Source organism: Candidatus Contendobacter odensis Run_B_J11 (assembly GCF_000531125.1).
In the GTDB taxonomy this organism is placed as follows: domain Bacteria; phylum Pseudomonadota; class Gammaproteobacteria; order Competibacterales; family Competibacteraceae; genus Contendibacter; species Contendibacter odensensis.
Genome location: NZ_CBTK010000112.1, coordinates 19,292 through 35,425, shown reverse-complemented (window position 1 = coordinate 35,425; position 16,134 = coordinate 19,292). Strand labels below are relative to the sequence as shown.

Here is a 16,134-nt window from a genome sequence, read left to right as displayed (position 1 = left end):
CAGCCAGAGCCGACGACGCTGGGTCAAGGTTCCAGCTCAGCATCGGCTTACTCTTCCATAATGACCCGGAAACCGGTCATGGCATCCTGATAGCTGGGTTTGCGGGGCAGACGCCGGGCTGATCGCAACTCGCCAGCACCGCTGCTCCAGGAACCGCCACGAACCACCCGTTGGCCTTCGTTGGAGCGCCGGGTTGAGCAGCGTTGTTCAGCGCCACTGTAGTTCGGATCGTATTCCGAGCAGGTCCATTCCCAGACATTACCGGCCATATCGCGCACATCCAAAGCATTCGACGGATAACTGCCGACCGGCGCGGTGATGGCTTGTCCATCATCCAGACTACCAATGGACGCGCCGGTTGGGTCGTTACGGTCGGAAAAATTGGCGTAACGCGGGTCAATGTCGTTACCCCAGTAATAGCGGGTCGTTGTGCCCGCCCGGGCGGCGCGTTCCCACTCGGCTTCGGTGGGTAGCCGGAAACGCTTGCCGGCGCCGGCTTCCCACGACAGCCACTCGGCGAAAGCGATGGTATCGTTCCAGTTCAAATTGACTGCGGGCTGAGTATCGCCATTCAGGGAAAGCCCTTGGAAGACACCGCTGTTATGGCCAGGTTTGAAGCGCCGATATTGACTGTTGGTGATTTCAGTCTTGCCGATCCAGAACCCTTTGACGCATACCTGGTGCGACGTTTCATCGCTATTGCGATCCCGTTCGGTGGCGGGACTACCCATACTAAAGCAACCGCCTTCGACCCAACTGAGTTCCAATCCCGTGATGGGATCAGTGCGGGTTTTGGTGTTGGCGCTGGGCTGCTGGGCCACCAGCAGTTCGGTACGGACGGTGGCTATAGCCAAATGACCGGGATTCAGGGTCGCCGCCCGATTCAGATAGTGATCCGCCAGCGCCCAGTTTTTATTGGTGATGGCCCGGCGAGCCTGGTCAATGTGACCGGCAATTTCCGCCTCGCGGCGCTGGGTTTCTTCCTCGCCCCGCTGCGCTGTTTCCTGTTGCTGCTGAGCGGCCGTTGCCTGCTGATGCTGCTCCTGGAACGTTTTGAAATACTCATAGGCGAGAATTCCCGTTCCCGACAACCCTGAGATGGCGAAGACGGTGAGCAGCACCCGCGTCCAGTGAATGGATCGAACCGTACCCCCCGAATCCACCACCGGCGAGCGCGGTGCAGAAGTCGGTTCGCTACGGTCTACGGGAATTGGAGTGGAAGCGGGCGCGTCCGGCAGATGCACGCTGGGGACGCTGTTTCGCCGGGACGGCGCGGCTTTTTTCAGGTAGGCCACCGCTGATTGCGGCGAGCGATTGAGCAGAGAAGCTGAGGGTTGCGACCGGGGTTGCGACCGGGGTTGCGACTGAGGTTGGGACGATACTTCGATCTCAGCCGCGTTGGGTTGACTGGGGGCTGAGGGCAGCGTGAACTCGTCCAGATGATCCCATACATTTTCCAGTAACGGTAACGCTGCATCGGCAGGCGTCGTTAGTGGAGTCACCGAGCGCATTTCGATCCGCTCGGGTTGGGACAGGGGCGGTACACGGTCAGAGAGAGTCCAGTCAGGCGAGCTGGCGCCGCCGGTGGCTGGGCGGGAATCTGGCCGAGGGGAAGGCCGTGAACGGTCAAGCGCTGGAGGACGATCCGGCAGTGAGTTGACACCCCCTAGCCAATTTTCGCGGGTGGATGGCGCTGACGATTCCGAACGGGCCACGGCGGAACCAAAGCGTGCGGCGCTCATCGGCGAGGGCAAATCCAGGAATGCGGAGTCGATAGGCGGAAGTTGGGAAAAATCGGCCAAGGCATTGGCCGAATCGGTAGTCTGCAACGACTCCCGCATGGCGGCTACGCTCTGGAAGCGATCTTCGGGGCGGACCGCCAGCGCTTGATCAACCGTGTACAGCAAGCCGCGTGAATACAGTCCAGCGCCAACCTCAATCGCCGGATGTACTGGATCCTTGAGTACCCGACCGGGCGCTTCGATAGGCGGCGCGCCGGTGATGCAGCGATACAACACCGCACCGAGCGCGTAGAGGTCGGTCCAGGGGCCGTAATCATCGCCGACCGTCACGTATTGCTCGATAGGAGAGTAGCCCGGCGTGACCACACTGGTGACGCTGCGGGTGCGCCGCCCCAGCGCCTGGCGGGCGGCACCGAAGTCAATCAGGATGACCCGATTGTCGTTTTTACGGACGTAAAGGTTGCTGGGTTTGAGATCGCGGTGCAGGTAGCCTTGGGCGTGGACCGCCTCCAGCGCGGGCAACACGTCGCCCAACAGCCGTATTAAATCGGGCTCCGGCAAAATACCGCCGCGCTGCAATGAAGTACTCAGCGATTCGCCCTCTTCGTATTCCATCACGATGTAGGCGCTACCGTTCATAGTGAAATAATCTCGCACCCGCACCACGCCGGGGTGATTGATCTGCACCAGAATCTTGGCTTCGTCGAGGAACCGTTGCAGTCCCCATTCGTAACACGGCGGCTCGCCGCTCCGGGCCGGAATCTGGCCTTGGGAATTGGCGCGCACGGTAGTGCCATTGTGATCGCGATAGGCCCACTCGGCCGGGAAATACTCCTTAATAGCGACTTCGTTTTCCAGCGCTTCGTGCATTGCTTTGTAGGTGATGCCGAAACCGCCGGCGCCTAACACCCCTTCGATCTGGTAACGGTGCAGGCTATAACCGGTGGGCAGCGCGTTGGTTTCCTCAGCCATCGGTCTTCCCTTTCAGTAAGTGAGGGTGCAGGGCAGCGACAGGGGAAGACAGGGCAGCGCTAACGACCGAACCAGGAGGCGAACCCTACCGACAAGCGTTGCAACCAGCCTGATGAGTCGCCGGCATCATGCGAATCCGCACGCAACAAAACCAGGGTCGCATTGTCTGCCGCCGCGCCGCCGCGCCGGGTAGCCTGCTCAGTCAACAACCGGGCGGCAGCGTCGGGGCCGCTGGCAAGGGTAGCGCTCCACAATTCGGATTCAGTCACATGTTCCCAAATCCCATCGGAACACAGTGCCAGCAGATCACCAGGGCGGATCGAAACTCGGCCCAAGTCAGGTTTAGGCGCATCATCACCGCCCATGGAGCGGTAGAGCCGGTTTTGCGCGGGATGAGTCGCCATCTCGGATTCGTTGATTTCACCCAAATCCATAAGCAACTGCACCGCAGAGTGATCGCGGGTGCGCATCAGGCGCTGCCCATCGCGGAAATGATAGAGCCGACTGTCGCCGATGTTCAGCCAATGGGCCTGATTACGGTCAATCCAGACCATCACCACCGTACTGCGGGCGGTCTCCGACTGACGGTTAATGGCCTCGTGCATTCGTCGGCAGAGGCGTTCAAGTTCGGCGGATGGATCGGTACGCAGCACTGCGGGCGGGTTCTGGATGAACTCGCGGGCGATGTCAATCACGATTTGCGCACCCAAAGCGCCTCCTACATGACCGCCCATCCCATCTGCCAGGATTGCCAGCAGGCCGCTCTTGCCGGGCGGCTCGAAAACGGCCCAACGATCCTGCTGTTCATGGCGTCCGCCTTGCTGGCTGGCGCCGCCCCACTGCCATCGGTGGGGAAGGTTCAAGGTGTGGAGGGTCATGGTGGCATCTTCAGCAGCGTGGCAGCTCAACAGCAGGTGGTTGGAAGAGGGATCGCGTGGAAGCTGATGCGGATTCACAGCGATCCCCTGCACTCTGACGGCAATGCCCTTATGTTACCCGACGATCAGGGATAAACCACCCAAAATGTCGGATCGCATGGGAATGATGCCGGTGTGCGCTGATCCTACAACAGCTTGAGGACTTCTTCGGCGTGGTGGGCGCAATCGGGCTTATCAATGATGTGGGCGATATGGCCGTTTTCGTCAATGATGAAGGTAATGCGGCTGGCCATACCCATCAGATTCATCGCCGCACCCAGGAAGCCGTCGCCCATAGCGCCATAGGCTTTACCAATTGCGCCGTCGCTATCAACTATCAACGGAAAATTGAGCTGATATTTGGCGGTGAAGCGCTGGTGGGAAGCCGCATCCTGAGTGGACACGCCGAGAACGGCAGCCCCGCAGTCACGGATTTCACCGTGGTGATCGCGCAACGAGCACGCCTGCTTGGTGCAGCCGGGGGTGTCATCCATCGGGTAGAAGTACAGCACCACTTTCTTGCCCAGATAATCAGCCAGATGGACGGTGCTGCCATCGGTCGTAGTGGCGGTGAACATGGGGGCGGGATCGCCAATTTTCAGTTTCATGGTTTAACTCTCACGGGCAGGTTTTAGGGGTTCAGGAATCGAAAGGTGTGGTGGTTCCGGCGCGCGGACTCGCCGAAACCCACCGGGATAGCCGCCTCGCAAGGCGACTGCGTGGAACGATCCACGCCAGCCTTTGACCCAGCGGTTGCAAAAAGCTCCCCAACCGCGCACTACCGATAATGGAGCAGTGCGCAATGGGTCAGTACTACCAATAAATACCCCGGGTGAACTGGGCGAAGGATATTTGCTCCAGTGACGGTTCCTGGGCGTCGCTGGGCTGTTGGCCCTTGGCGGCAGTGGATTCCGGGAATAGCCGGAACGCAGTATTCATAATCACGGCGTACAGCTTGGGCGCCACGGCGTGCAGCACTTGGGCGAAAATTCCAATCCGGGTAGCGATACGCTCCGGCTTGTAAATGATCGCCTGCACGATCAAATCAGCAGCCTCTTCCGGACTGAGCGTAGGGATGTGCTGGTAAAGCTTGGTAGGCGCGATCATCGGCGTGCGCACCAGCGGCATGTTGATGGTGGTGAACTCAATACCGCTGTCGGAGAACTCGGCGACCGCGCAGCGCGAGAAAGCGTCCAGCGCTGCCTTGGACGAAACGTAGGCTGAAAAGCGCGGGGCGTTACTCAGGACACCGATGGAGGAAATGTTGATAACGTGGCCGCGCTTCCTATTCAACATGGTGGGAATAAAACCCATGATCAGCCGTAGCGCGCCGAAATAGTTGAGCTGCATGGTGCGCTCGTAGTCGTGGAAACGATCCAGCGAGTGTTCAATTGAACGGCGGATGGAACGCCCCGCGTTGTTGATAAGAATGTCCACTCCACCGTGATCCTCCAATACTCGGCGAATCAGGGCGTCACAGGAATGAATATCCGCCACATCAGCGGTATAGATAAAAGCGGAACCGCCCAGCACCTGAATCTCCTGTTGCGTTTCCCGCAATTTTTCTTCAGTGCGGGCGACGATGAGAACCTTGGCACCAGCCTCGGCAATCTTGAGCGCGGCAGCTTTACCAATACCGGACGAGGCGCCAGTGATCAGGACCACCTTATTTTTCACCGCACCGTTCAGGCTGCGGTCAATGAACAGTTCCGGATCAAGATGGCGTTCCCAGTAATCCCACAGCTTCCAGGCGTAGCTTTCCAGCGGTGGCACCGCGATGTCGGTGCCTTTCAGCGCCTTTAGCGTCTCCCGACAGTCGAAGCGGGTGGGATAGTTGACGAAGCGCATCACATCCCCCGGCATCCCCAGATCCTTGAGTACCTGATCACGCATCCGCTGCACCGGCTTGATGTGCGCCAGCCCGGTTTTGATGATCTCCGGCACAAAAGCGAACATCAGGGCGTTAACCCGCAGACTCATTTCCGGAGCATGGGCGGCACGGGCGAAGAGATTCAGAATGTCGCCGACCCGGTGCGGATGGGGATCAACCAGATGGAAACACTGTCCATCCAGATTCGGCTGATGGGCAATATGATCCATCGCGTCCACGATAAAATTGACCGGCACCAGATTCTGCCGACCGCCCTCGATGCCGATGACTGGCATCCACGGCGGTAATAACTTGCGCAACTTCTGAATCAGCTTGAAGAAATAGTAAGGACCGTCAATTTTGTCCATCTCGCCAGTGCGCGAATCACCGACTACTATACCGGGCCGGTAGACTCGCCACGGGCGCGAACATTCACGGCGAACGATGCCTTCCGATTCATGTTTGGTGCGGTAGTAGGGATGATCCAGTTCTTCGGCTTCCTCGAACATATCTTCGCGGAACACGCCTTCGTACAAGCCGGCGGCGGCGATGGAGCTGGTCAGATGAAAGCAGCCGACTTCGACCGCTTCGGCGAAAGCGACCACATTGCGAGTACCAGCGACATTAACCTTTTCCTGAATCTCGGCGCTGGCTTTGAGATCGTAGATTGCGGCCAGATGAAACAGGTGCTGGATTTGGCCCTTGAGCCGGGCGAGATCAATTTCCGCTACGCCCAGGCGCGGCAGCGTCAAATCGCCGATGATCGGGATCGTGCGGTCGGCAGCGGCGCCCCAACGCAGCCGCAACGTCTCCACTATCGGTAATTCACGTTCCAGAATCAGGTAGTACACCGTGGTATCGGGACGTTGCAGCAGCTTTTCGACGAGACGCCGGCCAATGAAGCCGGTAGCGCCGGTGACGAAATAGTTCATGTTATTTTGGCTCCTGACTTTAATTAGTTAACAATTGTTAATTATAGAAGTGACTGCCCTGAAAATCCTTGCTACGACAAGCCATCCGCAGCATCAGCGGAGTGAGAAAGTGATCAATGAACAGCACACAACTCCTGATAATGATCGTCGTTACCGCGCTGGCGTCGAGCCTGTGTACCCTGACCCTGGGACTGGTGGTGTTTCAGCGCTGGCTGCGGCCACGGCTGGAGACCCGGCTGGAAGCGTTCGCCGAGGTGCTGGAAGCACGGGTGAAAGCGGGCGCGGGCGCAGCCGGTCAGGAACTGCTGGAACCGCTGCGCACCCAGGTACGGGGCGGTCTGGAGGATGCGGCCAGCGAGTGGCTGCCACAGGCCCGCACGGAATTGACGGCGGGATTGCGGGAGGCGGCGGTAGCGACACTGCCGGCGTTCCGGGAGGAAGTGCGCAAGGGATTCGCCGACGCCATTACTTCATTGGCCACCAGCGAATTGCTGGATCGAACCGCCCGGAAGGTAGTTCGCACCGGTTCGTCGCTGATGGAAAGTGGATTAAGCCTGTTGCGGGGCACCCGCCCGGACAGCCCGGATGAACCGCCGCGCTAACGCCGCTGGAAAGCCGAACTATGCTGTATTCAAGCGGACTTGAGTGATTCGATCAGATCGATGTACTGCTGCATTGCTGTTTCCTGAGGCGTCCCCTTCAGCTTGGCCCAAGCGTCGTACTTGGCGCGGCCCACCAAGTCAGTAAAACCGGGACGCTTGCCTTCAATATCACCGTGTTCGCCTTGTTTGAAGCAGGCATACAACTTCAACAGCGTATCGTTGTCGGGTCGCTGGCCCAATTTCTTGCTGTCTTCAGCGGCGGTTTGGAAGCAGCGGATTAGATCGGACATGGTGGATTTTCTCCAGTGGTGAGGGTTTGCGAAATTGGCGCTCAGTGTAGATCAACCCGCGTAGGGGTTCATTGCATCTAATGGTTATGTGCAAAATGATGTAAAAGTGCGGCGGCCAATTCGACAAAGTGCCTTAATAATCCGACAGCTTAGAATGACAATAATCATGATTCTGGATTTCTTTATGCCCAAGAAAAAAGACAGCGAGCGCATATCGGGGATCGATACCGCCTGGTTGCGCATGGAACGCCCCACCAATTTGATGATGATCACCGGCGTGATGATTTGCGCCGAGCCGCTAACCTATGCGCGGTTGCAAGAGGTCATCGAAACCCGCTTTCTGAAATATCATCGCTTCACCCAGCGCGTGGTCCAGAAAACTGCGGGTGCGTTCTGGGAAAGCGATCCTCACTTTGATATTCGTCGGCATCTGTTGCGTACCGCGCTGCCGGGTCGAGCCGACAAGACCGAGCTGCAAAATCTGGCCAGCGATCTGATGAGTGCGCCGCTGGATTTTTCCAAGCCGCTGTGGCAATTCCACCTGATTGAAAACTATCAGAGCGGCAGCGCGCTGATCCTGCGCATTCATCACTGTTACGCCGACGGCATCGCGCTAATTCATGTCCTGTTGTCGCTTACCGACTCCTCCGCTTCCGTCGTGTCCTCTCTCACCGCAGCGGCGGTGGAACCGGCGGCTTATGGCGGCGTATTCCGGCGTTTTTTCGAGCCGATGGACAAGGTAGCGCGCACGACGTTCAAGCTGGGTCGGGATCTGGTTGAGGAAGGTGCCGACATCGTCATGCATCCGTCCCACATTCTCGACTATGCCCGCAATGGCGCTCGGCTGGCAGCGGAGATCGCCCAGTTGGCGCTGATGAAAGACGATTCCAAAACCCGCTACAAGGGGGCACCGGGGGTGTCCAAGCGGGTCGCTTGGGCCGAACCGCTGCCGCTGACCGAAGTGAAAGCCGTCGGCAAGGCACTGGGTGGCTCAGTCAATGACGTGCTGCTGGCGGCGGTGGCCGGTGCGCTGCGGGCCTATCTGGTCGAAAAGGAGGATCCAGTGCCCGCCGATTTGGAGGTGCGGGCGGTGATTCCGGTCAATCTGCGGCCACCGGAGCAAGCAACTCGGCTGGGCAATTTCTTCGGCCTGGTGTTCCTGGCACTGCCGGTGGGCATCGCTAATCCGCTGGAGCGCGTGCGCGAAGTCCGGCGGCGGATGAACGAACTCAAGGAATCCTATCAGCCGATCCTGGCGCTGGGTTTGCTGGGCGCGGTCGGCATGGGTCCCAACCTGTTGCAACAACCGCTGCTGGATCTGTTGAGCAATAAAGCCTCGGCGGTGATGACCAATGTGCCCGGCCCGCGCGATCCGCTCTATTTGGGTGGGGCGCGGGTGGCCGAGATGATGTTCTGGGTGCCGCAGTCGGGTTCAGTCGGCATCGGCGTCAGTATTCTCAGCTACAACGACCGGGTCCATTTCGGCCTGGTAGCGGATAGCCGGATCGTGACTGATCCCGAAGCGATCATCGGCCGCTTTGCCAGCGAATTTGAAAAATTGCTATTGATCACGCTGATGAGTCCTTGGGGCGAAGCCATGGACGCGCAACGGATCGAGCAGTCGTTCAAAGCGCATATCAATTTGGACCCCTAGCCGCGTTTATTTAGGGTGTTTGTTCTAAGTTATGGTCACAGAATAAGCATAAGAACTCATCAATTGGAGCAGCGTTATGGTTAAAAAAGTCCTGGATAATGTTGATAGTCCGTGGTCCCAATCGGTACAGGAATCTGCGCATTTGATCTGGCTGGCCGGATTGGGCGCATCCGCCAAGGTGAGCACAGAAGGTGGCAAGCTGTTCGAGGCGCTGGTTGCGGAAGGCGCAAAAATTGAGGAGCAAACCCGCGCTGCCCGCGTTGGCACGCTGGAAACGGTACGCGAAAAAACCGATGAAACCCGTAGCAAAATGACCGATGCCTGGGACAAGATTGAGCAGATTTTCGAGGATCGGCTGGCGCGAGTGTTGGGGCAGATCGGAGTGCCCAATCGCGATGATCTGCTGGAACTGACCCAGCGGTTAAACGCACTGAACGCCCAGCTTGACGCCTTGCGCCAAGCACGGGAAGACCATCCGTAACCCGCTCATTTAATGGCGTATTACGGATGGTTTAATAAAGGATTGACGGAGGATTTATGCTCGTTACCCAGCCCGAAAGCATTCAGCGCCAAGCCAGTGGTCCCCGGATTGGCTTGGCGGTCGCCGGTGGCGGGCCAGTCGGACTGGTCTACGAGATCGGCGCGTTGCGGGCGCTCGACGAGGCGCTCGACGGAGTTCATTTCAATCATCTTCATGTGTACGTAGGCGTCAGCTCCGGCGCGGTGATCGCGGCGTTGCTGGCCAACCGGCTCGACACCGGGCGGATTTGTCACACCTTCATTAGCAACGAATCCGAGGAACATCCGCTCGACCCGCGCATTTTTCTGACCCCGGCCTTCGCTGAGTATTGGCGGCGGCTGGCGACGCTGCCTCGGCTGACATGGGAAGCGTGCTGGCGCTATCTGCAAAACCCGCTGGATTTGAGTCTGCTGCAATCACTGACCCGGCGGCTGGGGCGGGCCTTGCCGACCGGATTTTTCGACAACGAGCCGATTCATGAGTATCTGGCCCGCATGTGGAGCGACCCTGGCCGGAGTAATGATTTCCGCCAGTTGGCGAACAAGCTGTATGTGGTCGCCGTGGATCTGGATACCGGCGAGTCGGTGGAATTCGGCGCGCCGGGTTACGACCATGTGCCTATTTCGCGGGCGGTCCAAGCCAGCAGCGCGTTACCGGGACTCTATCCGCCGGTGGAGATTGATGGCCGCTGCTATGTGGATGGCGCGCTGCGTAAAACCATGCATGCCTCGGTGGCGCTGCGGGAAGGACTGGATCTGTTGCTGTGCATCAATTCGCTGGTGCCCTTCGACGCCCGCCTGAGCGCTGCGACCGGCACCCCGACCCCAGTAAGCCGGTTGGTAGAGGGTGGCCTGCCGGTGGTGTTGTCGCAGACATTTCGGGCGCTGATTCACTCCCGGTTGCAAGTCGGAATGAAAACCTATGACAGCGAGTTCGAGCATACCGACGTGGTGCTGTTCGAGCCGAATCGTGACGACGCCAAGATGTTCTTCACCAACGTCTTCAGTTTTTCAGGGCGACACTGGGTCTGCGAACATGCGTATCAAACCACTCGCCGCGACTTGCTCACCCGACGGGCGGAACTGGAACCGATTTTTGCCCGCCATGGAGTGCGGATGCGGCTGGACGTGCTGCAAGATCCCGAGCGGCATTACTACACCGGCCTACGCCACCCGCACGATCTGGCCGCGCCCGTCAAACAGCGCAGTCGGCTGACGGGCGATCTGCATTCGGCACTGGATCAATTGCAGGATTGGGTAGCCTCGACGCCCACCGGAAGTGTACGCTAATTGCCGGGATCAGGTCAGATATTCGCGGCTGATTTGTTGCAGCAGTCGTCGTGCTTCACCGGTCAGGAACGGCGCAACCAGCGATAACACCTGGTAAACCCCCAGCGCGAGATGGTCGCTATCGTTGCCGGGGGTGGGACTGCCGCGAATGCGTTGGAAGTTCAGCCAATAAGTAGCCACCACCGCAATGTTGCGGGCGAGCGCCGCGATCTCTTCGTCGGTGGCGTTCATGACGCCTGCGCTGGTCAAGCCGTTGCAGATAGCCACTGCGGTGCTAACCTTGCGTTCCAGGATGCGGCGGAAATGAGTCCGCAGCTTCTTGTTCCGGCTGAGAATATTGTCGAGATCGCGATAGAGGAAGCGGTATTCCCAGATGTTCTCGAACACCAGATGCAGATATAGCCACATGTCTTCCATGTCCGGCACCCGGCGTTCCGGCGTTTGCAGCACCGTATCCATTTGCCGCTCGAACTGCTGGAACAACAGCCCGATAATCTCGTCCTTACTGCGAAAATGGTAATACAAATTTCCGGGGCTGATGTCCATTTCATCGGCAATATGGTTGGTAGTGATACGCGGCTCGCCCTGTTCGTTGAACAGTTGCAAGCTGGTGTGCAGAATGCGGTCACGGGTTTTCATAGCGGGCGCAGGTCCATGCGGAAGAGTGAAATCGAAGTGCAAATCGGGATCATTTTTTAATTGTGGGCGGTTTCGGGCCGTTTTCCAATGAATCGGCTTAATCGGAATAACGAAAATGAGGAGAGCGGCATGGAAAAAATTTGGTTGCGCGAATATCCACCGGGCGTACCGGCTGACATCGACCTGAACGAATTCACGTCGATCAAGGATATTTTGGAGAAAAGCTGCCTGCACTTCGCCGATCTGCCGGCCTATTCCAACATGGGCGTGAGTTTGCGCTATCGGGATATGGATCGGCTTAGCCGCGATTTTGGCGCGTATCTGCAAGGGTTGGGGCTGGGCAAGGGTGAACGGGTTGCCCTGATGATGCCCAACCTTCTGCAATATCCAGTCGCTCTATTCGGTATTCTGCGCGCCGGTTTGATTGCGGTGAACGTCAACCCACTCTATACCCCGCGTGAGTTGGAGCATCAACTGAAGGATTCCGGCGCATCCGCCATTATCATCCTCGAAAATTTCGCCCGAACCTTGCAGGAAGTGATCGATCAGACGGCGGTAAAGACCGTGATCACCACTCAATTGGGCGATTTATTCCCGTTTCCCAAGCGCCCATTGATCAATTTTGTGGTGAAGCGGGTCAAGAAACTGGTACCGACCTGGAATATCCCTGGGGCGGTACCATTTCGCCAAGCATTGAACATCGGCGCGGCGCGACCCTTGGCCGATGTACCATTGAATCATGACGACCTTGCCTTTCTGCAATACACCGGCGGCACCACCGGCGTCTCCAAGGGCGCGATGCTGACCCATGGCAATATGGTAGCCAATTTGCAGCAGGCGTCGGCGTGGTTGAGTCCGTTTTCCCGGCCTGCCGAAGACACCATCATTACCGCCCTACCGCTCTATCATATCTTCTCGCTAACCGCCAACTGCCTGACCTTTATGAAAGTCGGCGGTCACAACATTCTGATTACCAATCCCCGCGATATGCCCGGCTTTGTCAAAGAACTGGGCAAGATCAAATTCACGGTCATCACTGGAGTGAATACCCTGTTTAATGGACTGTTGCACACGCCGGGTTTTGATCAACTGGATTTCAGCACGCTCAAAATCAGTCTGGGCGGCGGCATGGCGGTACAGCGGGCGGTAGCGGAACGCTGGCAAAAAGTGACCGGAACACCATTGATTGAAGCCTATGGCCTGACCGAGACCTCCCCGGCGGCCTGCATCAATCCTCTAACTCTTAAGGAATATAATGGCAGTATCGGCCTGCCGATTTCGTCTACCGAACTGTCAATCCGCGATGACCAGGATCGGGAACTGGGGATCGGGGAGACGGGCGAAATCTGTATTCGCGGGCCGCAGGTGATGCGCGGCTACTGGAACCGACCGGAAGAGACGGCTCAGGTCATTAACCGTGACGGCTATTTGCGCACCGGAGACATCGGCATCATCGATGAGCGAGGTTATACCCGGATTGTGGACCGCAAAAAGGATTTGATTCTGGTGTCCGGCTTCAATGTCTATCCCAACGAAATCGAGGATGTGGTGGTGCTGCATCCGGGCGTACTCGAAGCGGCGGCGGTAGGGGTGCCGGATGAAAAATCGGGCGAGGCGGTCAAACTGGTTGTAGTGCGCAAAGATCCGGCACTAACCGCCGAGGCGCTGATTGAGCATTGCCGCCAACATCTGACCGCCTACAAAGTGCCGCGTCGGATTGAGTTCCGCACCGAGTTACCCAAGACCAACGTCGGTAAAATCCTGCGGCGATTGTTGCGCGATGGATAGCGAAAATGCCCGCTTCCGCTGGGCAGTGCTTCCGAAACCATGACTCACTTCCTGGAAACTGCCCCGGAATAAACCGGAATCGGGTCGGTCTGCTGTCAATATAAAAAGTTATGCTATCGTACTGCGCTCTGGTTTTAGGGCGGAAAAAGTGCCGCAATCGTCGCTATTAATCACCTCCTTGTCATCATTCAAGACCGGCTGGAACGCATAACCCACGCATCCGGCTGGCGATGCTGTGTAGCGCAATTTACTTTGAACTGTTTGAAAATTGGGAAATCACCGTGATCGCCGAGTCTTACAACCCGCAAGCTCTTGAAGCGGAAGCACAACGCCATTGGGATGAGCAACGAACTTTCGCCGTGCGTGAGGAGCCGGGGCGTGAAAAATTCTATTGCCTGTCCATGTTCCCCTATCCCAGCGGGCGGCTGCACATGGGCCATGTGCGCAACTACACCATCGGCGATGTGATCACCCGCTATCAGCGCATGTTAGGCAAAAACGTGCTGCAACCGATGGGCTGGGACGCCTTCGGCCTGCCGGCGGAAAATGCGGCGATGGCAGGTGGGGTTGCTCCAGCGCAATGGACTGACAACAACATTGCCTACATGAAACAGCAACTCCGGTCGCTGGGTTTTGCAGTGGACTGGGATCGGGAAGTGGCGACCTGTCGGCCTGACTACTACCGCTGGAATCAATGGCTGTTCTTGCAGATGTTAGAACGCGGGATCGTCTACCAGAAGACGGGCTTGGTAAATTGGGATCCTATCGATCAAACCGTGCTGGCTAATGAGCAGGTCATTGACGGACGCGGCTGGCGCACCGGCGCAGTGGTCGAGAAACGTGAAATCCCGATGTATTACCTGGCGATCACCCAATACGCCGAGGAACTGCTGGCGGAATTGGACCAGTTGCCCGACTGGCCGGAACAGGTTCGGCTGATGCAGAAAAACTGGATCGGCAAGAGTTACGGGGTGCGAATTGGCTTTCCCTATCAACTCCCCTCGCCCGTAACCGGGAGAGGGGCTGGGGGTGAGGGCGAAAGCGGCGTCCTCTGGGTTTTCACTACCCGCGCCGATACGCTGATGGGCGCAACCTATGTAGCAGTGGCCGCTGAACATCCTTTGGCGCTCTATGCCGCGCAAAGCAATCCCGCACTGGCAGCCTTTATTGATGAATGTCGCCAGGGTGGCGTCACCGAGGCGGAGTTGGCGACCCAGGAGAAAAAAGGTTTCGCTACAGGTCTTACAGTGACTCATCCGCTCACAGGGGAACCATTACCCCTGTGGGTCGCCAACTATGTCCTCATGGCTTATGGCGAAGGCGCGGTGATGGCGGTGCCGGCTCACGACGAGCGCGATTTCGCCTTCGCTCACCAATATGGCTTAGCAATTAAGCCGGTGATCCGCACTCGCGCCGGCGATGAAACCCCTGCGCCATGGCAAGAGGCTTATGCGGATTACGGCATCTGTATTCATTCCGGCCAATATAACGGCCTCGATTTTGAGCAGGCCGTAGACGCGATTGCCGCTGATTTGAATGCCAGGCAGTTGGGTGAGAAAAAGGTGATTTGGCGGCTGCGCGACTGGGGCATTTCCCGCCAGCGTTATTGGGGAACGCCAATTCCGATCATTCATTGCGATGATTGCGGCACAGTCCCGGTGCCCGATGATCAATTGCCAGTGATCCTGCCCGATTATCTGGTACCGGATGGTTCGGGTAATCCGCTCAATAAATATGCCGAATTCCTGAATTGCGCCTGTCCAAAATGCGGCCGCCCCGCCCGGCGTGAGACCGATACCATGGATACCTTTGTGGATTCGTCCTGGTACTTCTTCCGCTACTGCACACCCGGCGCGAGTGCGATGGTGGATGCGCGAGCCGATTACTGGATGCCGGTGGATCAATATGTCGGCGGCATTGAACATGCCATTTTGCACCTGCTTTATTCCCGGTTCTGGACCAAGATCATGCGCGATCTGGGTCTGACTACGGTGTCCGAGCCTTTCACCAGGTTACTGACGCAAGGCATGGTGATCGCGCCCACTTTCTACCGGGAAAGCGCAGAGGGCCGCAAACAATGGATTAACCCCGCTGACGTATCCGTACAGACGGATGACAAGGGCCGCCCAGTCGCTGCTACTCTCAAATCTGATGATCAATCCGTGGTGATTGGCGGCATCGAAAAGATGGCCAAGTCCAAGAATAACGGCGTTGATCCGCAAGCCTTGATTGGGCAATACGGCGCGGATACCGCCCGGTTATTCATCATGTTTGCTGCGCCGCCGGAACAGGCGTTGGAATGGTCAGATTCGGGAGTTGCGGGAGCCTACCGTTTCTTGCGCCGACTGTGGATTTACGCCGCCGAACACCAGGAAACGATTCGCGCCGCTGGCGACTTGGACGCCGCAACGCTCTCCGAACCCTTGCGCGAAATTCGCCATGAACTGCATGAGGCATTGCGGCAGGCGCTCAATGACTTCGGTCGTCACCAATTTAATACTGTGGTTTCTGGCGGCATGAAAATCTTGAATGCGCTGGGTCGGATTGAAACCGGTAAAGAACCGTCCGCCGCTGCGGTTCGGCGCGAAGGATTAAGTGTTCTATTGCGGCTGCTGTCGCCGATTGTTCCTCACATCACCCATGAGTTATGGCGAGAACTCGGATACGGCGATGATGTATTAAATGCCGCTTGGCCGACTCCCGACGAAGCAGCGCTGGCGCGGTCCTTCGTGGCGATGGTGGTACAGGTCAATGGCAAATTACGCGGTCAGATTGAAGTGCCGGTCGATGCGGAACATGGGGTTATTGAGCAGGCGGCACAGACTGAACCTAATGTTCAGCGTTTCATTGAGGGCAAGCCGATCCGCAAAATCGTGGTAGTGCCCGGTAAGCTGGTTAACCTGGTCTGCTGAGTCGCCG

At 57.8% G+C, this 16,134-nt stretch carries 12 protein-coding genes; 6 read left to right on the top strand and 6 right to left on the bottom strand.

Annotated features, from left to right (window positions below; all coding sequences use genetic code 11):
• Positions 1-47: 47 nt before the first annotated feature.
• The 4 genes from BN874_RS22430 to BN874_RS08560 form a co-directional block, all read right to left on the bottom strand.
• On the bottom strand, positions 48-2,714 hold the full coding sequence (locus tag BN874_RS22430) for a bifunctional serine/threonine-protein kinase/formylglycine-generating enzyme family protein (protein WP_051497607.1): 2,667 nt from the start codon (positions 2,712-2,714) through the stop codon (positions 48-50).
• A gap of 59 nt (positions 2,715-2,773) precedes the next feature.
• Complete coding sequence (locus BN874_RS08570) at positions 2,774-3,670, bottom strand: PP2C family protein-serine/threonine phosphatase (RefSeq protein ID WP_154724824.1); 897 nt, start codon at positions 3,668-3,670, stop codon at positions 2,774-2,776.
• 107 nt (positions 3,671-3,777) lie between these two features.
• Complete coding sequence (locus BN874_RS08565; RefSeq protein ID WP_034432086.1) at positions 3,778-4,239, bottom strand: peroxiredoxin; 462 nt, start codon at positions 4,237-4,239, stop codon at positions 3,778-3,780.
• Positions 4,240-4,444: 205 nt separating this feature from the next.
• Positions 4,445-6,433: an SDR family oxidoreductase gene (locus BN874_RS08560; protein WP_034432085.1), complete on the bottom strand. Its 1,989-nt coding sequence runs from the start codon at positions 6,431-6,433 to the stop codon at positions 4,445-4,447.
• 116 nt (positions 6,434-6,549) lie between these two features.
• Between BN874_RS08560 and BN874_RS08555 the strand changes: the two genes are divergently transcribed.
• On the top strand, positions 6,550-7,035 hold the full coding sequence (locus tag BN874_RS08555) for a hypothetical protein (protein WP_154724823.1): 486 nt from the start codon (positions 6,550-6,552) through the stop codon (positions 7,033-7,035).
• A gap of 29 nt (positions 7,036-7,064) precedes the next feature.
• Here BN874_RS08555 and BN874_RS08550 read toward each other — a convergent pair whose 3' ends face one another.
• Positions 7,065-7,325, bottom strand: a complete 261-nt coding sequence (locus BN874_RS08550) for an acyl-CoA-binding protein (protein WP_034432083.1) — start codon at positions 7,323-7,325, stop codon at positions 7,065-7,067.
• A 184-nt stretch (positions 7,326-7,509) separates the two neighbouring features.
• Here BN874_RS08550 and BN874_RS08545 point away from each other — a divergent pair, with 184 nt between their 5' ends.
• From BN874_RS08545 to BN874_RS08535, 3 genes are all read left to right on the top strand, one after another.
• The gene (locus tag BN874_RS08545; RefSeq protein ID WP_034432108.1) at positions 7,510-8,979 is read left to right on the top strand and encodes a wax ester/triacylglycerol synthase family O-acyltransferase; all 1,470 of its coding nucleotides are present in this window, start codon (positions 7,510-7,512) and stop codon (positions 8,977-8,979) included.
• Between the two features lie 76 nt (positions 8,980-9,055).
• A complete protein-coding gene (locus tag BN874_RS08540; RefSeq protein ID WP_051497605.1) occupies positions 9,056-9,460 on the top strand; it encodes a phasin family protein in 405 nt (134 codons plus the stop codon).
• Between the two features lie 56 nt (positions 9,461-9,516).
• Positions 9,517-10,788, top strand: a complete 1,272-nt coding sequence (locus BN874_RS08535; protein WP_051497604.1) for a patatin-like phospholipase family protein — start codon at positions 9,517-9,519, stop codon at positions 10,786-10,788.
• Between the two features lie 9 nt (positions 10,789-10,797).
• Here the strand turns inward: BN874_RS08535 and BN874_RS08530 are convergent, their stop codons facing one another.
• Positions 10,798-11,427 (bottom strand): TetR/AcrR family transcriptional regulator, encoded by a 630-nt coding sequence (locus tag BN874_RS08530; protein WP_034432081.1) that lies wholly within the window; start codon positions 11,425-11,427, stop codon positions 10,798-10,800.
• Positions 11,428-11,556: 129 nt separating this feature from the next.
• Here BN874_RS08530 and BN874_RS08525 point away from each other — a divergent pair, with 129 nt between their 5' ends.
• Positions 11,557-13,215, top strand: coding sequence for a long-chain-fatty-acid--CoA ligase (locus BN874_RS08525; protein ID WP_034432079.1), 1,659 nt, complete (start codon positions 11,557-11,559; stop codon positions 13,213-13,215).
• Positions 13,216-13,499: 284 nt separating this feature from the next.
• Positions 13,500-16,127: a leucine--tRNA ligase gene (leuS, locus tag BN874_RS08520; protein ID WP_034432105.1), complete on the top strand. Its 2,628-nt coding sequence runs from the start codon at positions 13,500-13,502 to the stop codon at positions 16,125-16,127.
• The last annotated feature ends 7 nt before the right edge of the window (positions 16,128-16,134 follow it).